Below are 17,823 nucleotides of genomic sequence, written 5' to 3' on the forward strand. Positions count from 1 at the left end.
ATTATTTCTCGAAGCTACTCGCGCTTTCGCGGTAGCGATTACTAATTTTATCAAAGTTTGATTTACCAGACGCCGTCGTAATTTCAGCGCGTAATTGATCCGACGCTACTTTACGTTTGATGGCTTGGTCTTGTTCATAATTACGAATAGCTGCTTTGGCCGCTTGGTTAGCGCTTTTGCCGCCACTTAACATGGCACCAAGGCTTGAGAAGAATCCGAATTTAGGTTTTTCTTTTTCGTCTTTAGCAGCCGCTTTAGAATTTTCAGAACCGCTTCCGAAATTACCAGTAATACCTGCGCCACCAGCGCCTGCTGCACTATTAATTCCTAAAGCTTCACGGGCTGCCTCACTTAAACCTGCTCCTGGAGGAGGTTCTGAAGAAGCATCGCCAGAAGATTTGCCTGTTGAATTAAGAGAGCTTAATCCATTTTGCTTTGCACTTGCAAAACCTGAAAGACCACCATTAGCGTTGATTTTTCCTAAGGCAACACCTGAATTCATTAGCGAACCCGTACAACCTTCAGCATTTGGATTTGCTGTACATTTACAAGTAATGCTCGCAGCATTTTGTGGCTGACTACAATATTCAGCCGTCGTCATTTGTGGACCTGCCATACCTGATGTCGATGAGCCATTACCGCCACCACCACCAGAAGCTAATTGTTCTTTACACTTTTCAGCATCTTGGAACGCTGATAAGAAACCTAACGCAGCTAACCCCATCGTCGCCATATCTAATTTATGATTTTTACATTGAGTAATTGCAGAAGGAACTGATTTTTCAGGAGTTAATTCTTGCTCAAGCTTCGCGCTTAATCGTGTTGCAGCTTGCTGAGCTTGCGATCCTGAAGAAGCAATAGCTTGCAGAGTTAATTTACATTTTTGAATTAATTCAGCTTTAGTTTTCATTAATTCGATTGTTTTCTTGGCTGAAGCACAGCTCATATCGCAACGAAATTTCATTGCTGTACATGCACCTTGAGCAGCCAACATACCACCTTGGGCAATTTTACTGATTGATGATGTTGTGCCACAAGCCTCGGAAGCCGCCGTAACTTTTGACAGCACAGTTGCACCAAGTGACATGACTTGTTGTACCTGCTGCGCCTTTTCACTACGAACCATAGAACACAATTTTTCGGCTTGGCCTGAAGAACTTGAACAAGATTCCTTTTGTTCTTTTAGCTTAATTTTAGCTGCTTCAAGTTCTTGTAAGTTTGTTTCAAGACAAATAATTGCTTGTTGTGGTTCGCCAATATTACATTCTTTTTCTAAAGCAGGATTTTTTGTTTGTCCTGTGTAAGGATCACGAGTTGCTTCATTGGCATTACATTTCTCATTCGCTTCGTTTGGAGCAAGTTTTTTAGCTGCTTCAAGTTGCGTTTTCATGGCTTGAATTTCTGTATCTAAGGCTTGATCTTCAGCTTCAGCTTTTGCCTTGCGTTCTGCCAAGGCTGCATCTGAACCTGTGGCAGCACTTCCGTCAGCCGCTTTTTCAGCCGCAGGCTTTACATCTTTTGGTGCTTCACTAACAGCTTTTTTCAAACCTGGAACTTCATTTCCATTCATTGGTTTATTAACATCACCACCCATGCTTTTTACTTGATTCTCTAAATTTTCTGTAGAAATTGAGGTCGTGTTATTCGGTTGAGCTTTTCCATCACTGCCATATTTAGTTAAAGTCGCTGTTCCATCGTCTTTAATTTCAGCAGAGACATAACCGCCATCTTGCGTAGGATATTTTTGCGTTGTTGATGATGGTGCTCCATCTACTACCGAAGAAGTGCTTGCGGCCGGCTTTTCTGTGTTTGTCGTAGTTGAATTTGTTGTCTTTGCATTCTCTTCTTTAGATTGACCAGTTACTTTTTTCCAGCCATCCTTTACCGCTTCTTTGCCGTTTTCATAGATCGTCTTTCCATCTTTGCCTTTAGTCGTCGCTGTGGTCGCCATAGCGTTGAACATCTGACCCAGAGCTTGCGGGTCCACACCTGCGCCTGAAGAAGATCCACCGTTACCAGATTTTGCAGCGTTTTGTTGTTGTTGAGCCGCTGCAGCTTGTTTTGCAATTGTAGCCTGCTCAGCTTGTTGTGCCGTATTCACGCAAAGGGCATTTACTTCTAAATCAGCCGATGCTTTTACCGAAGCTTCAGTACACGCTGGCTTAATACCACTAATATATGATTCGTTATTAGAAGTTGTTCTGATTAAGCATTTATCTTCAAGCCCAGCGATAATACGAGCTTTCGTGGCTTCAGGAATAAAACATTTCGGAGACTGAGTTTTATAAAGTTTATTAAAGTACTCAACTTGAGATCGATTTACGCCATCAGCAGCCTTCGCGAAAGGCGAAAGCATTAGTAATACACCAAGTGCGACACTTTTAATAAGGATATGATTTTTAGTCACAGTTCCCCCTGACTACTCTTTATATCGGCCCAAAAGTCTAGAAACTTAAACTTGTTAAGATGGTTTTTACCACCTTGATCCAGTGCGAACTGAGTGTTTTATTTTGAGATTAATAAAAATAATCTTCTTTTTCTTCACTTTTATAACGGCGGTTAATAATTTTAAAAATATCGTCTTTAGCAACACCGATAAATTCCGAGCCTAGCTGTTTTTTTAACGAGGCTGGCTCACGCGAGGTATCTTCACTCTGAAATGGATTGATCACAGCTGTAGGTTTCTGCTGCTGTTCTAAGGCTGCGATTGTGAAGGGTGATTCTGTAATATCTAAGCCTCCGGCACTAATGATTGTAGATGTGACAGAACTTGCTGTTGCCGTCATCCATGAGGCTACACTCTTTGTCATACTCTGCACAAAAGTGTCTGATAAACCTTTGGCTTTCATTTTTTTTGAATCTGAAAAATCCGTTTGCGAATACGCCCCATCGCCTTTAACTGAAATCGATCCGTCTTTATTGATAGAATACAAACTTTGAGCTGTTACGGTAATGCTTCCGGTTTTTCCATATTTTTGTTTTAAAATTTCGCGAACTGTTTGTTGCATTTGAATCGATAACGGAGCCACGTTACGTGATAAATTCACACAAGCAGGTGCCGTTGGCGGGCTGCAGGCGCCGGTCAAAGCATCATAAACAATCGTACTTAGCGGAGCCGAAGTCACCGCTGGCCCGACGGTTACGGTAATTCCCGACACCGAACTCATTACACTTCCGTTTAAACCAGCCAGAGCATTATCTAAGGCGCTTTCGCAAATTGTTTGATCTGAATCTGAGCTAATTTGATTTTTTGCATTACAAGCTATTGTGCGGGCGTTTTGATGTTGACCCGCTTGGTCTTGCGCCTGTCTTTGAGCCAAAAGATAGGCGGCACCGGTCGCGTAAAGTTCTGATCTTTGATTATAACACCCTGATGAAGAGACCGAAGCACATTCTCCGGCGAGAGAAAGTTTACCTAAGCCTTCGGCTAATGTCCCTTCAGAAGTGACTAGGTAAGTTGTTTCACCTTCAGTATTAGCTGCCATGCTTTGACTAAGCGCCGCGACCGCTCCGGTCGCCGTAACCGAAACAGCATTTAACTGTTCAGTGGTGAGCGCTGTGGGTGTTGCATTGTTAATAATTACATTCTGGTTATAGATATCATTCTGCTCAGCGGTTCCACTTGATGGTGCCGTCACAGTTGAGCCATTTAAAGTAAAAGACTGTGCAGCGGCTGTACCCGAACTCTGGGCCGAGGCGCGGTTATTGGCGACACAAGTATTGTAGGTATTAATATCAGCAACTGTTGGTGAAGACGGTAAAGGTGTACAAGTTGTATAAAAGCTCTGCGCGAAAGCGAAGTTCGCAAAAAGAAAATTGAAAACGATCCACAGTGCCTTCATGCCCATACTTGCTGATCGGTTCAATTCCGTATAAACATAAAAAAATTTGTCTTATTCTGAAACAAATAAAATAAATTTTATTTAGAACTGTAGAAAAGATTCTGAAACCGGATTCGCGATAGGCCCACCGACGCCACTGCCACCAAGATTTTGAAATGGCTCACCTGTTCCGCGCAGAACTTGGCTTGAAATAATTTTCACCGAATAACCTACGCGACCACCACTAACGCAGTTACCAGGTGTTGGCGGCAAGTTGGCCTCGACAAGACTTGGAGCTAAGTACGTCTCGGTCCATGGGTTTAATACAGGGTCGCAAGTACCAAATAACATCGTATACTTACCACCTGTCTTTTCAGAGCTTGGAAAAGAATTATATCCGTCGGCTGTTAAATTTAAAAATGTCCAACCCGTAAGAAGTGAAGACTGTTTCGTAGCAAGCACATCTATCGCAAACAGCATTTCACTGGAACCGTTGCCATAACGACTGACAATATCGTTTTTTGCTTTTCTAAATAACTCATTTGTAACATGCATCTGATTTCGAACACTGAAATAGGGAGATCTAGGTATACCATTAATTGCTGTTCCGCCAGTGTTTCCAAAATCGATAGGAAAGATTATTTCATCCGCCGTACCCGTAGCCGCTTTTATTTTTTGTAGAGCATCGCCCTTCTGCAAGCGATCTACATAGTTTTGAGCAAACTCAGGATCGATTGAGTAGTATGTTGCATCGAACTGATTAGGCGAAACTACTGAAAGCTCAATATCACGCATATACGTATTTTTTGGACCAGGTCTGTCAACAGCCAATGAATCGTATTCTGCAGAAGTTAAAGGAGTATTCAAATGATACCACTCACTGTATTTAGGCCATGCACTTGGTTTTTGATGAAACCTACCCATCTCACTTTCTTGCGTTTTATCAGAAGACGACGGTGGAGCATTGCTTACACCATATTTATTCGCAAGCAAGGCGTGATAAAATGCGACGATTTTGGTGTTTGCCAATCCGCCTTTGTTATTCGGGTCTTGAGAGGCACTGTCATTTGAATAAACATCACCAACATAAGTTGAATAATTCGGAAGAAATTCACGTACACCTTTTAATGTCGGAGCTGCCGGATAACTGGCAATAGTTTTAACCGGAAGGTTCTGATCAGTACGATCATTTAAATCATCGCCATCACCGCTTTTGGGGCTTCCAGAAGGCCACTTTTTATAATACCACGGCCCCATTGTTCCACCGAAAGGTTTTGCAAAAGAGACCGCATGCAATTTAATTTTTGCTAATGGAAGAAATGGAATTTTCGGTTCACTGGTGGCTTTTACGCCATAATAAACCTGGATCCAGGGATTTTTTTCGTAACCGATGGTATTCACTTTTTCAGAGTTAAGGGCAAATAAATCAGATACACCCTGAATACCCGCTCCACTCATAATGTATTGCAGATTATTTTTAATGTTGGCATCAATGTCATTAGTACCAGGTACATAAAGCGGCTTAATTTTAATTGTAGAATCACCGGCTCCATTCGCCTGAACATTCGTGTATTCACAATCGATTAAATAAAACATCAGCCGTTGAAAGGTAATTTCATTTAACATTCTTTCGGCAAAACTAGTTCCCCCGCCTTGTGCTTTAACGCCGTTGTAAGCAACAATAGCTTCGTCTTTCATTGAGGTAGAATTGGCTTCAGTTAAATTATTTCGCAACGTATTTTTCACACCAGTAATAACTTTGTTACCATCGATATCCAGCATTTCATCTTCTGACAAACCTAAATTCTTAGCCATCATCCAGATAAAGTTTTTGCGGTTTCCGGTGTCTTTAATGTAATTGCCGTAGTACAGAGCTAACATTTGTGTTGTGATCGGGCCCAGTTTAGTACAAGTGTTACGTAAGATATTATTAGTTTGTTCAATGGCTCTATCGATAGAGGCCCCTAAACAGTTTCCAGCAATACAACTCGTGTTCACCGAAGGAACGGCATTAATGGTAAACGCACTTCCACCTAGTGAATCAAGAGCGCCGCAATTGATTTTACAATAGGTTTCAGACATATCGTTTCTTCCTGAAATCCAGTCAGCAAATCCGTTATGCCCCATACACATAAAAGGAACATCAGTGATTGTAATACCTCTTGCAATGTTATTCGGCGTTGCCGGGCACGAAAAACTCTGCGATCTCGAATTATATTTGGGCTGCTTAGTGCCTTTCCATGATATCGGAAACTGAATATCCATTGCAGATTCCGGAACAGACGGTGCATCTTGCTCTATACCGAAAGTTCCTAAAACGCGATAACGCCAAGCAAACAATTTCCAGGCTTGGCGAATTTGATAATTCACATGCGCCATCATGTTCATCATTTCGGCCTGTTTCATCGCTCCGTAATACGCTGCTAAATCTGTGGATTGCTGTAAATTAATTTTGTGGTGAACAACTAATCCCACATTCACAAGCATGGCGAAGAACACGAAGATCACCTGAAAAATAAGCGCAACAAAAATGCCCACTTGGCCTTTTTGATTTCGCATCGTTAAAACGAAGCGTTTTTTGGTTTTTTGCTGCGCATGACTCATAATCATATAAGCGTATCTGGTTTTTCTTAGAGCGTCCAGTCCAGACCAAGGTCATAAAATCGTCGTGCAACTAATGGTGTGATGATGTCAATAATGAGACAATCATTTAAATTAGAGAGACGTTTTTATTCACGAAAGGTTCTAGTTTTTATGTTTAGCCGTTTACTTATCGCCGTTTTAGTTCAAATCACATTTTTAAGTTTTTCACAGGCCGAAGTTTTGTTTGAAGGCTACTACAAAGTAAGCCAATTCAAAAAACACGTAGGTTTCTTTATTTTACGTAACGAAATTGACCCAAAAACAAAAGAATTTAAAACGATTTCGTTTATGCGTTTAGGTAAAAACGGATTTAACATGACTGAATCGTTAACGGCGATTTCAACAACAGATTTTAAACCCATCAGCTATTCTTACTTGGCTACCGATGGTGGAAAAAGCAAAACGATTGATATGACATTTAAAGGCGAAACAATGTCTGGCATCGTTATGGAAAACGGTGAAAAATCAAAAGTTTCTAAAAAACTTCCTAAGGGCACTTTTTTATCAAGTTCGCTTTATTACATGATGTTAAACAGCAAAGAAGGTTTAAAAACCGGAACTAAATTCGAGTTTAATGCCGTAGCTGAAGAACTGGGTGATGTCACAAAAGGAACTTCATCGATCGAGAAAAAGATGGTTTCTCGCGGCATCTTACAACTTCTTAAAGCGAACAATTCATTCGCCGGCATGGAATACGAAAACTACATCACTAACCAAGGACAAAATATTTCAGCCCTAACTCCGGCAACAGGAATTGAAACTGAGTTAATGAAAAATTCTGAAGAAGCCGTGCAAGGAGTTAAAGTTTCTGCTGGCACTTTAGAGAAAGTTTTTGGTAACGTACCTAAAGGTAAAACAAACGTTTTAAACAACTAAGAGACACACAAGGTAAAAACAAATGAAATTAAACGAACTTATCGGCCAACACATGTTGATTGGCGTTTCTGGACACACTCTCACTGAATCAGAAAAAAAGTTTATCGTTGAAAATAATATTTCCGGTGTGGTGTTATTTGCGAGAAACTTATCTACTCCAGAGCAAATTCGTGATTTATGTGCCGAAATCCAGTCTTTACGTCACAAAATGGCCTCAAAAGCCCCGCTATTTATCGGTATCGACATGGAGGGCGGTCGTGTTCACCGCCTGAAAGAACCATTTACTAAATGGCCGCCGCTTAAAACTGTGGGAGACCTAGATGCACCGACTGTAGCTTTTCATTTCGCTCACCGTATGGGTCTAGAAATGATGGCTGTGGGCATTAACTTAGATTTCGCTCCATGTGTGGATGTTTTCACAAATCCACAAAACACAGTGATTGGCGACCGTGCCGTAAGTTCTGATCCCCATCAAGTTGAAAAAATGGCATCAGCTTTAGTTCGCGGTTACATCAAATCAGGAATTTTATCTTGTGCTAAACATTTTCCGGGTCATGGCCACACCATCATTGATTCGCATGAAGAATTGCCGGTTGAAGAAGCTGATCTAAAACGCTTACACGAAGTTGAATTAGTTCCGTTTAAAAAAGCACTTCGCAGCCGCGTAGATATGGTGATGACAGCGCACATTTTATTTAAATCAGTTGATAAAGACTGGCCTGCAACTCTTTCAGAATTTTTCTTAAAAAAAATGTTACGTGATGAATTGAAATACAAAGGTTTAATTATCACCGACGATTTAGACATGAAAGCGATGGCGAAACATTACGATAAAGCTTTTATTCCGGTTCGCGCTTTACAAGCTGGTGCGGAATTACTTTTATACTGTAATGAACCAGAATCTCCACCTGTGGCGATTGAAGGTATCATGTCGGCCATCGCACAAGGACAGCATTCAAAAGCAGAACTTGAAAGCACGCTTAAACACATTTTAGACGTGAAAAAAATCAAACTTCTTAACCCAGATCCACGTCCTATCGACGAGGCTATGGAAATCGTGGGCCACCCTGATCACCAGTACTTAGCTGACTGCTTACGCAAACAAGTTATGCCTGAGGGTTTAGTCGAATCAAACGACGGCGAATAGTTCGCTGTCGCAAGCCTCGCGTACCCTGACAATTGGTGAAACAACCTTGTAAAAAATTCCTGAAGCGCCAGATAAGGCTGAACCCATTGGTTTAGAGCTGGCGCGATACTTGAAACATATCTGAATGAATTATTCCGTAATTTTTAGGGGTGTTTATGTCATCAGGGGTTTACGATTACTATTTCGAAGATTCTGCCAGCTATCGCAATCGCGATTCTTCAAAATATTTTGGTATGTCGGTTATTATCCACGCTGCCTTGGCAATCGGTGCTTTATTCGTAACCGTTCCGGTGATGGAAAAATTAAAATCTGAACCCATCCTAGTTGAATTCGAAGCGGTTCAAGAACTTCCACCAATGCCAGTTAAACCTATTCAGCCTGAGATCGCTAAAGGCGAAAACGTAAAACCTACTCGCGGCGGAAAAACAGCCCATGCTCCAGCACCAGCAGCTCCACTTGATGCCAAGGAAGACGTTGTTGTTAAAGGCCCTGCGAAAACTTCAAAAGTTTCTAAATCTAAAATTGCGACTGTAAAAACAAAAACTTCTGGTGGCGCAGCCAAAACAGCGACATATGCTCCATCGCGCTCTGGTGTTCCTGAAACATTAGAAGACATTCCAGCACCGAAATTAGATTTCGACGGCGTTGAAGCTGCTCAAGTTGGAAAAATGGGTGATGACGAACTTGAATCTGAGTTTAAAAATATCGATCACGCTAACGAAGCGGCTATCCGTGCTGAAAAAGCACGTATGGATGATCAAGCCCGTGAAATCGGTGATCAATCAGATGAATCACTTAAAGCTTTAGAAAATAAATTTGCTGCTGAGTCTCGTTTAGCTAACGACGAGTTAATGGCAACACGTACAAAAAATGCAGCTGCCGTCGCAAGATTAAAAGCTTCTGAAAATGCAGCTGCCGCCGAACGTGCGGCTCGTGAAAAAGCTGAAGCCTTAGCCGCAGCTTCGCGCGGTCGTGGTACAGGTGACGCAGGCGTTGGCCGTGGTTCATCAGGCTCAAACGAAACCGCAAAAGCAGCCGCAGGTGCTCCAACGGGTGTTCGTTCGATTGATCAATTACGCCAAATTCCGGGTAATCCAAAACCAAGTTATTCCGTTGAAGAACGTCTCAACCGCCAACAAGGTCGCGTAACTTTCCAGGCCTACGTAACTAAAGAAGGTGGCTTAATAAACTTCCGCCTATTAACTTCAACAGGTTATAAAAATTTAGATGGTAAAACATTAGCGGCTCTTAAAAAATGGCGCTTTTATCCTGGCCAACAAGGCTGGGTAGAGATTCCTCAAGTATGGACATTAAAAGGTGATGTTCAACAAATGCCTGCAACATTACGTCGTCGCGCAGCTTTAAGGTAAGAAATAAGAAAAATAAATTCCAGAAACTAAAAAAGCCGAATAAAACATTCGGCTTTTTTATTATTTAAATCGTAAAAATTAACGGAAGACTATTTGTCGCCGAAAAGTTCTTTTTTAGATTTAGTAGATCCTTTTGTACGGATGCCAGCTTTTCTTTTTTTGCCAGAAGTTGATTTTTTACGTTCACGGATGAACTCTAGTTTTTTCGTTTTTGAAGCCATTTTAGTCCTCGCTTTTAAGCCTTGTTAATTAATTAAGCAAAATTAGAACGATAGGATTATCAAAACGGAACTGCTAAGTCAATTGAGTGATGGGTTTCTTTTTCAAATTCCGACTCTTTTACATAAGCATAATGAAGCCCAAATTGAGGGCCGCCAAAGCCTAAACCTGCGGTAAAATAGTTCTGAGAGATAATATTGTTATTTTGGTACCCTAAACGCAGCTGAATCCACTCATTCATCAGGATTTCCAAGCCCCCTTTAACGATAGCTCTTTGGTCAGAATTCACGTTTTTACCGGTCTCATACTCCCCACGAACATTCACTAATTCGTCGTATTTAACCTCAAAACCCATAGCTTGCGTTGGACGGTCATCCAAAGTCTCTGGCAGATCTGTATCGTTCATCGGTTGGTTTTTCACCGAAGCACCGATGGAAAACCAAGTGTTCGGTCGATATATCACGCCCACATCAACTAAATTTTGTCTGAATTTATCATCACTCAAAGGAACTTTCGTTTCTTGAAAACCAAAGTTAGCGCCCACAGAAAATTTTTGGCTAAGCACATAAGCTAAGCCCAGGTAGAACGCTTTGACTTTCACATCATCGATATCACTTTGGCTATAACCTAACATCGCCGGAAATAAAGCCTCCGCCCCGTTATCAGCTAAAGAAATGCGAAATGAGTCTTTCGAATAACTTAAGTCAGCCGAACGCTGCTCAAATAAAGCAAAGGCCGCAGGGTTATTAAAAGCTCCATCCACTTGATTGATGGCACCAACACCAGCACCACCTAAAGAAGTTGATACTGAACCTAAGTTTTCAAATGTTTGAGCTCCTGCAGAACACGATAAAAATAAAATTAACACATATTTCATGTGAATAAGACTAAACAGGAATTTTTAAAAAACCAAGAAATTCGATTAGAAATTCGTCGAAGAGCGTGTGCACACACTTAAATAGTTCGCGCAACGGCCTAAAAGACGTTTTGCATCAGGCGTTGTTGCACTTGTATAGTTAGCACCCATTAAGTTGTACGCTGTTAAATAACACTCTTTAGTTGTGTCGTACTGAATACCAGCATCTTTACCTACGTTAGGTCCATCGGCCGCAAAAATATTTGTCGTCGGTAAGTAGCAATTATTTCTACGCGGAGAAACGCAGATCTGATATTTCGAACGGTTCGCAATACGATCTTGAAGAGTTGTACCTAGAACTGTGTCTTTGGGAATAAATAAACCAATATTCCAATCTAAAGCCGAATGCTGACGACGAATTTTTTTAACTGCTAATTGGCGTGCTGCATTTGCACCTGTTAAATCGCCAGACATCAGTGGACTACATGTTGGTTCGCCTAATTTTTTATTATCGTAATGGGCAGGTAAAGCGATAATGAAGTTTTCGCAAGTCCACTGCGCGCCTTGCACAGTTGTGCCTGTCGATAAATCAAATTCAGTAACGGCTGTGCCCGACATAACATTATTCACCCAACCAGCTACATTTTTATTTTTAGATTCAAATTTTAAACTATAACCACGGCCAAACGCTTTTGATAAGTCTGTTGTTTGACGGCGAATTTGACTGATTGTTTCTTCAGTTTGCTCGGCTCCACCACCCATGTCAGCGGCTTTACCACCAAACACAGCCGTTACAATAACTCGGTCAGCACCTGTGGAATTAAATTTTTTACGAACGAAATCACTGTAATATTCGCCAAGCCCTAAAAAATTTTCGGGATTGTTCGTCGAATTGCTGTCAGTTGAAGGCTTATAACTGTCATCTATTGTTTGGTTAAGACCGAAAGAACCCTGAATAACCACAGGATCTAAAGTGTCTGATAAATTGTACGCACGAGGCCCCTCAGAAAGCACCGCACCCGTTGTTGTAAAACGAACATCTTTTGTCAGTGTGTGCCCGACATAACCAGACGTTATATCTTGCAAAAACACAACAGCATCGCGGTCACGCACAGGAATCAACGATTGAATATCACCACTTGCACCTGGAGCAATCAGATCCAGATTCAGTGTTAAATCAGTTTTTTTTCTGACCGAATATTGCAAGTACGCACCGGCATTAGCTGTAGAATTTTGTAAAACAAATTTAACTTGTTCTGGAGTCACTGTTGTCGATGGTGATTGTGGTTTAATGTAACGACCGATGTGCTGTAAAAAAGCCGTTCTTAATTTTAGCCCACCTTTTACAGCCCCATTTCCATTATTTGTAACAAAGCCTTCATTCACACCAATAGTTAAAGCTGGAAAAGGTCCTAAGGAAGCTCCGTTGGCCGCAAAATTTGGGCAAGAATTGTAAGAAATTGTGTCTGCAGCTATATCGTAAGCAAATGGAGCTTGTTTCGTGTAGTTGTCGACAGTTTCAGAAATTGTACTTTGGTTGTTTAAAATACCTTCACCTGTCTGCGTACAAGAAAGCATCGCCGCAGGCAGCGTTAGCAACAAAATTTTAATGACGTGAACTAACTTCATCTCTTCACCATTATACCAGATTATGTAACACGAGCTGTTACTTATCTTTCGGACTAAACTTCTTGTCTCATTATGATATATTTTTTGTATGAAATCAGCTCTACGCCTGACTTTGGTCACTACAATTTTATCATTTTCTTTATTATCTGCTTCAACAGCCTGGACTTTCGTTCTGCCTTTAGATTTCGTAGTTAAAAAAACTGTCGCAAAAACAGGCCGCACATCGATTTCAATCGACCAAGAAGTTACTTTCAAGGTGGGTAAAGATTCTCTTAAAACTCAAGAGAACTGGTTGATCGAAGGCGATCGCAACTTAAAAGTTTCAGCGAATGGTTTAGAACCGTACAAAGAAAACATCAAAGTAAATTCTTTATTTAATTCAAAACAAAAAACACATGTTGTTGGAAAAAATAAAACTCAAACTCCGGTAGGAAATGATTTTTACCAACGTTTACTGTTTATTCGCTCAAGCGATTCATTCATGCAGTATGTGCGTGAATTAGGAATCAGTGAAAAAACAAGATTATCTAAAGCTGATGGCCGTGTATGTATTGCGATCGGCGAACCTTCACAGGGCGAAGACAAAAGTCCACAAATCTGGATTGATCAAGACGATTTCTTAATCCGCAAAATCAGAATGCCTTCAGGCACTGAGATCAGTCTTTCTGATTACGTGAATGTAAAAGACGATTTCTGGATTGCAAAAACTCAAGTGATCAAGTGGGCCGGCGCCACAGCCACTGTTAAAGTGAAATCTTTTTCAGTGAAAAACGCGGCAACAATTCAACAATTTTATCCACAGAATTTTGAATTACCGACAGAGCTTGCATTTAATGAATCAAGCAGCATAGCTCAAGTTGTTGAAGACTTTTACAAGAGGTTTAGATGAATGTAGTTAAAGTCGCAGTCGATGCGCCTTTACTAGATCCTTTAACCTATCTTCAAAATTCCGATTTCACAGTTTCTCGCGGCGATGTCGTGAATGTGACTTTAGGAAACAGAAACGTAAAAGGCTTTGTTCTTTCTGCGTTTACGACAACTCAAGAAGAAATTAATAAAGAATTTGGCAAAGAAGTTAAGTTAAAACCTGTAGCTTCTATCAACGAAGAATGGATTAAATTAAAAGATCCCTACTTAACATGGCTTGAGTGGGTGGCTGAATATTATATTCACCCGATTGGCCAAGTGATGAACTTGGCTTTTCCCCCATTGGCTAAACAAACCAAAACACGCGCTTCAAAGCGCCCACCGGTAATTCCTAATCTGGCGCCCAAGCCTAAGCCAGAATTAACACCTGAGCAGAAAAAATGTGTTGAAAGCATTTCTTTAAACAGTGGTTTTAAAACTCATCTTATTCATGGAGTTACTGGTTCAGGAAAAACTGAAATTTACTTACGTCTTTTTGAACAATGTTTAGAGAAAAAACAAAAAGGAATGTTTTTACTTCCCGAAATTTCTTTAACACCGCAACTGGTGAACCGCTTTGTTGAGCGTTTCGGTGATCAAGTAGCTGTGCTTCATTCGCAATTAACTGACCGTGAGCGCACAAACCAGTGGTGGGAAATCATTCAGGGCGAGAAAAATATTTTAATCGGTGCCCGTTCAGCATTGTTTTGCCCTGTAGACAATATCGGCTTAATCGTCGTTGATGAAGAACACGAAACGAGTTTTAAACAAGACGAAAAATTAAAATACAATGGCCGCGATTGCGCGATCATGCTCGCTAAACACAATAACTGCGCGGTGATTTTAGGTTCTGCTACACCTAGTTTAGAATCGTGGAAAAACGCCAGTGAAAATAAATACCAGCTACACTCTTTAGTTTCGCGCGTGGCAGACCGTCCGCTGCCTGAAGTAACAATCACTGATATGCGCTTAGAAAAAGAAAATTCGGAGCGAAAAAGTATAATTCCATTTTGGTTATCAACAGAACTTTTTAATCGCATGACAGTGTCGTTAGCCAATAACGAGCAAGTAGCGCTTTTATTAAACCGTCGGGGTATGGCCCAAGTTGTATTCTGCCCAAGTTGCGGTTACACCGCAGATTGCCCGAACTGCGACATCAGCCTAACCCTGCATGCCAGACATCACTTGGTGTGCCACTACTGCGATTATCACCAAAATTTTGAAGTTAAATGCCCTGATTGTTCTGAAGGAGAATTAACTCCTCTGGGGCTTGGTACAGAACGTGTTGAAGAAGATTTAAAAACTTTATTTCCTGATAAAAGAATTGCCCGCGCCGACAGAGACGAAATCACCAACCGTGTTGAGATGGAAGAACTGATCAACAACATGGAACAAGGTGAAATCGATATCCTGATCGGAACACAAATGATCGCTAAAGGTTTAGATTTTCCGAAATTAAAACTTGTTGGATTACTATTAGCTGACGTGGGATTTAATCTTCCCGATTTCAGATCGAGCGAAAAAAGTTTTCAACTTATCACACAAATGGCCGGACGCGCTGGCCGTCATGTGACTGGTGATGAATCCCCGGGATCAGTCGTGATTCAAGCATATAATACCGAGCACGAATCTCTGCAATTTGCGCAAAAGCACGATTACGTTGGTTTTGCAGAACATGAATTACTTAATCGTTCACCTCTGAAATATCCGCCATTTCAGAAAATGCTGTCGTTTCGTGTGACGTCGATGTCGCAAGAAAAGTCACAAACAACGGCAAAATATATTTTGGCGCGCGCTCAAGCACTGAAAGAAAAATATCCACAGTTTTATTCGCAGATTGAAGTCTTAGGTCCAGCGGCCTCACCACTTTCTCGTTTAAAAAATCAGTACAGGTATCATTTAATTCTAAAAGGCACCAAAGCTGTCGAATTAAACCAGTTAGCCCGTCAAATTATCTCAGACGAAAAATGGATTCCCGCCCAAGTAAAAGTCCTGGTCGATGTTGACCCCATGAGTCTGTTGTAAAATAATTAACTGTGGCAGAAGACAAAAAACCTAAACAAGAATCTCGGTTAACTGCGGTCGAAAGAGCGCAGCTCGAACGCCGAGAAAAAATGTGGGAAATGCGTAAAGCGTTGCTTCAACGCGGTCATCGCGCCATGCAAGTTAAACAATATGGCGAAGCTGCCGTTAGTTACGAAAAATATCTGCGCATTCTTGAATTGTCTTTTAACGTTGCTCAGGGAAATTTAACACCTGAAGTTTTCAAAGAAAATTCTAAAACTGCCGAGATGTCGATCGTCGCCGGTGTGTACTGGGATTTAATGCGTATTTACGACACCAGCCAAAAATTCAGTGATCGTCAGGTGGCTTACGCCAAACAATTATCTCTTTTTGCACCCGTGACACCACTTCACAACGACATTATCAAACAGGCGCAAGAATTTATCAAAGTGGCCCGGCACCCAGAAAATGTAAAAATCTTTCTTGCGGCCATGGGAAAAGCAGGTCGTTGTTTTATCGCAAGTTCGGCGTACCAATCGCCAACCCATAACGATGTTATGTTCCTACGCAGTTATCGCGATTCTGTCTTAAAGCAATCATTTTTAGGCAGAAAATTTATTTATTTTTATTACCGCTACTCCCCAAAAGTGGCCTGCATTCTTGATCGGCACGATTTCCTGAAAGCGCCTACCCGCTGGGCTTTAAAGCTCGTGATCAAATGCGTTAGATAAATAATTCCCCATAAATATTCCCCTTTTTTGTTGCATCAAATCCAAAGTTTTCTGATCGTATTAGTATGCACATCTACGATTACATCATCATTGGAAGCGGCTTAACAGGCCAAACAATCGCAACTCAGTTATCTCAAGAAACACAAAACGTGTTATTGATCGAAGCCGAAGCTTTCACGGGCGGATCAAATCGCCAGGCTTTATTAAACGGAAATGTGATCGATGCAGGAATGCGTTTTTTACCAGCGAATGATCTTTCAATTAAAGCCGTTGAACAGTTAGAAAACTTATTGGGTTTAAAATTAATTAAATCTGAAAAAGAAAATCACCCACAAACTTACGATGCTTCAGGTTTTAAACCGTTCGTTGGTTTCGGCGATAAATCTCCGGAATTCTACGATCAGTTTTCTTATTTCTTAAGCCCGAAAGAATTAGAACTAACTTTGCCGGTTCACCAAATCATGGAGTTATTGAAAAATAAATACCAAGGTGAAACATTAATGCGTTCGCATGTAACGAAATTCGGTTTTGCTGAACAAGAAGAAGGTTCAAAAGCAGATCCGCAATTAACTCACGTTGTGGTGAATGGCTCTAAAACTTACTACGCGAATAATTTTATCTATGCCGGCCCAGTTCGTGATTTAGCGTTAATCGTACCAGATGACGTTTTAAATATCCGCGCTAAAGCGAAACTTAAAAAAGACTCTTACTGGATGGCGATCTGTTTAGATTTATTCCACCAAGATTTAACAACTGAACAAGAAGGTTTATTCGTTCTTGATGGAACAACTGATGATGGTATCGGCCCATGTGCAGGACGTTTCTTACCAGGTGTTGCCGCTGATGTGTCTCCAACACAAAAAGCCCAACAGATCTCGCAATGGATTAGTTTTATTGATTTAACAACAGCTGAAGAAACTGAAAACGTTGGCGAAGTGTTAAAGAAAATGAAACGCCAAATTAAACGTGCGTTTCCAGAAATGTCTGATGCGATTAAAGCTGAAAGAATTTTCATGAGCCCACCACTTTCTGGCGGCGAATTAAAAATGAATTCAAACGGTACACTTCACAAAGTAAATAACCTTTGGATTGCTTCTGCTTCAATGAATCAATACCCGAACTTATTAGGCTCTTTATTACAGTCTCAAATGACTTTAGCAGCTTTAGGTTTCGGTGGCTTCCAAATGGCTAAAGCTGACTTCGCTGAAGAACAAACTTCAAACAACGCAGAAACTCAAACAGAGGCGGAACTATAAACACAATTATTCAAGCTCTAGTCCTATTGATCGCTGCTTTGCACATCTATTTTCTAGTGCTTGAAATGTTTTTATGGACAACTCCTGTTGGCCTTAAAACCTTCCGTTTAACAAAAGAATTTGCTGAACAATCTAAAGCTCTGGCTGCTAACCAAGGCTTGTATAACGGCTTTTTAGCGGCAGGATTATTATGGGCGTTCTTTTGCCCGAATCCAGAATTTGCACAGCAGTTAAGATTGTTTTTTCTAGGCTGCGTGATCGTAGCTGGCGTTTACGGCGCCGCTACAGCTTCGAAAAAGATTCTTTATATTCAAGCGATGCCGGCTGTGATCGCTTTATTAGTTTCACTTTTATAGTTCGATTTA

The 17,823-nt window shown here is 41.0% G+C and carries 14 protein-coding genes; 8 read left to right on the plus strand and 6 right to left on the minus strand.

Annotation, left to right across the window (positions count from 1 at the left end; translation table 11 throughout):
• Position 1: 1 nt before the first annotated feature.
• The 3 genes from ACKWCF_RS15415 to ACKWCF_RS15425 form a co-directional block, all read right to left on the minus strand.
• Positions 2-2,407, minus strand: coding sequence for a hypothetical protein (locus tag ACKWCF_RS15415; RefSeq protein WP_409478498.1), 2,406 nt, complete (start codon positions 2,405-2,407; stop codon positions 2-4).
• Between the two features lie 109 nt (positions 2,408-2,516).
• A complete protein-coding gene (locus tag ACKWCF_RS15420) occupies positions 2,517-3,842 on the minus strand; it encodes a hypothetical protein (protein WP_409478499.1) in 1,326 nt (441 codons plus the stop codon).
• Between the two features lie 81 nt (positions 3,843-3,923).
• The gene (locus ACKWCF_RS15425) at positions 3,924-6,425 is read right to left on the minus strand and encodes a Tad domain-containing protein (protein ID WP_409478500.1); all 2,502 of its coding nucleotides are present in this window, start codon (positions 6,423-6,425) and stop codon (positions 3,924-3,926) included.
• 150 nt (positions 6,426-6,575) lie between these two features.
• On the opposite strand from ACKWCF_RS15425, the gene ACKWCF_RS15430 reads away from it, so the two are divergent.
• The 3 genes from ACKWCF_RS15430 to ACKWCF_RS15440 all read left to right on the plus strand — a co-directional run bounded on the left by ACKWCF_RS15430 (position 6,576) and on the right by ACKWCF_RS15440 (position 9,857).
• Positions 6,576-7,340: a hypothetical protein gene (locus ACKWCF_RS15430; RefSeq protein WP_409478501.1), complete on the plus strand. Its 765-nt coding sequence runs from the start codon at positions 6,576-6,578 to the stop codon at positions 7,338-7,340.
• Positions 7,341-7,362: 22 nt separating this feature from the next.
• On the plus strand, positions 7,363-8,487 hold the full coding sequence (nagZ, locus tag ACKWCF_RS15435; RefSeq protein ID WP_409478502.1) for a beta-N-acetylhexosaminidase: 1,125 nt from the start codon (positions 7,363-7,365) through the stop codon (positions 8,485-8,487).
• A 155-nt stretch (positions 8,488-8,642) separates the two neighbouring features.
• Positions 8,643-9,857 carry a TonB family protein gene (locus tag ACKWCF_RS15440; protein WP_409478503.1) on the plus strand — a complete coding sequence of 405 codons (1,215 nt, stop codon included), beginning with the start codon at positions 8,643-8,645 and terminating at the stop codon, positions 9,855-9,857.
• An 89-nt stretch (positions 9,858-9,946) separates the two neighbouring features.
• On the opposite strand, the gene ACKWCF_RS15445 is transcribed toward ACKWCF_RS15440, so the two are convergent.
• Genes ACKWCF_RS15445 through ACKWCF_RS15455 form a run of 3 tightly spaced genes read right to left on the minus strand, consistent with a single transcriptional unit; the run spans position 9,947 to position 12,561 of the window.
• Positions 9,947-10,078 (minus strand): hypothetical protein, encoded by a 132-nt coding sequence (locus ACKWCF_RS15445; RefSeq protein ID WP_409478504.1) that lies wholly within the window; start codon positions 10,076-10,078, stop codon positions 9,947-9,949.
• 59 nt (positions 10,079-10,137) lie between these two features.
• Positions 10,138-10,953, minus strand: coding sequence for a hypothetical protein (locus ACKWCF_RS15450; RefSeq protein WP_409478505.1), 816 nt, complete (start codon positions 10,951-10,953; stop codon positions 10,138-10,140).
• 45 nt (positions 10,954-10,998) lie between these two features.
• On the minus strand, positions 10,999-12,561 hold the full coding sequence (locus ACKWCF_RS15455; RefSeq protein ID WP_409478506.1) for a hypothetical protein: 1,563 nt from the start codon (positions 12,559-12,561) through the stop codon (positions 10,999-11,001).
• A gap of 88 nt (positions 12,562-12,649) precedes the next feature.
• Here ACKWCF_RS15455 and ACKWCF_RS15460 point away from each other — a divergent pair, with 88 nt between their 5' ends.
• The 5 genes from ACKWCF_RS15460 (at position 12,650) to ACKWCF_RS15480 (ending at position 17,814) form a co-directional block, all read left to right on the plus strand.
• Entirely contained in the window at positions 12,650-13,450 is an 801-nt protein-coding gene (locus ACKWCF_RS15460; protein WP_409478507.1) for a hypothetical protein, read from the plus strand.
• A complete protein-coding gene (priA, locus tag ACKWCF_RS15465) occupies positions 13,447-15,492 on the plus strand; it encodes a primosomal protein N' (protein WP_409478508.1) in 2,046 nt (681 codons plus the stop codon). The genes ACKWCF_RS15460 and priA overlap by 4 nt, the downstream gene beginning before the upstream one ends.
• An 11-nt stretch (positions 15,493-15,503) precedes the next feature.
• Complete coding sequence (locus tag ACKWCF_RS15470) at positions 15,504-16,202, plus strand: CFI-box-CTERM domain-containing protein (RefSeq protein ID WP_409478509.1); 699 nt, start codon at positions 15,504-15,506, stop codon at positions 16,200-16,202.
• A gap of 65 nt (positions 16,203-16,267) precedes the next feature.
• On the plus strand, positions 16,268-17,458 hold the full coding sequence (locus ACKWCF_RS15475) for an NAD(P)-binding protein (RefSeq protein ID WP_409478510.1): 1,191 nt from the start codon (positions 16,268-16,270) through the stop codon (positions 17,456-17,458).
• Positions 17,455-17,814: a DUF1304 domain-containing protein gene (locus ACKWCF_RS15480; protein ID WP_409480267.1), complete on the plus strand. Its 360-nt coding sequence runs from the start codon at positions 17,455-17,457 to the stop codon at positions 17,812-17,814. Before ACKWCF_RS15475 ends, ACKWCF_RS15480 begins: the two co-directional genes overlap by 4 nt.
• Positions 17,815-17,823 lie beyond the last annotated feature (9 nt).

This window comes from Pseudobdellovibrio sp. HCB154 (assembly GCF_046267985.1).
Taxonomy (GTDB): domain Bacteria; phylum Bdellovibrionota; class Bdellovibrionia; order Bdellovibrionales; family Bdellovibrionaceae; genus Pseudobdellovibrio.

Bases quoted from the DNA above. Each gene is read 5' to 3' on its own strand.
- ACKWCF_RS15430 (WP_409478501.1), top strand. From the start codon at position 6,576: ATGTTTAGCCGTTTACTTATCGCCGTTTTAGTTCAAATCACATTTTTA.
- ACKWCF_RS15445 (WP_409478504.1), bottom strand. From the start codon at position 10,078: ATGGCTTCAAAAACGAAAAAACTAGAGTTCATCCGTGAACGTAAAAAA.
- nagZ (WP_409478502.1), top strand. From the start codon at position 7,363: ATGAAATTAAACGAACTTATCGGCCAACACATGTTGATTGGCGTTTCT.
- ACKWCF_RS15460 (WP_409478507.1), top strand. From the start codon at position 12,650: ATGAAATCAGCTCTACGCCTGACTTTGGTCACTACAATTTTATCATTT.
- ACKWCF_RS15455 (WP_409478506.1), bottom strand. From the start codon at position 12,561: ATGAAGTTAGTTCACGTCATTAAAATTTTGTTGCTAACGCTGCCTGCG.
- ACKWCF_RS15475 (WP_409478510.1), top strand. From the start codon at position 16,268: ATGCACATCTACGATTACATCATCATTGGAAGCGGCTTAACAGGCCAA.
- ACKWCF_RS15425 (WP_409478500.1), bottom strand. From the start codon at position 6,425: ATGAGTCATGCGCAGCAAAAAACCAAAAAACGCTTCGTTTTAACGATG.
- ACKWCF_RS15440 (WP_409478503.1), top strand. From the start codon at position 8,643: ATGTCATCAGGGGTTTACGATTACTATTTCGAAGATTCTGCCAGCTAT.
- priA (WP_409478508.1), top strand. From the start codon at position 13,447: ATGAATGTAGTTAAAGTCGCAGTCGATGCGCCTTTACTAGATCCTTTA.
- ACKWCF_RS15450 (WP_409478505.1), bottom strand. From the start codon at position 10,953: ATGAAATATGTGTTAATTTTATTTTTATCGTGTTCTGCAGGAGCTCAA.
- ACKWCF_RS15420 (WP_409478499.1), bottom strand. From the start codon at position 3,842: ATGAAGGCACTGTGGATCGTTTTCAATTTTCTTTTTGCGAACTTCGCT.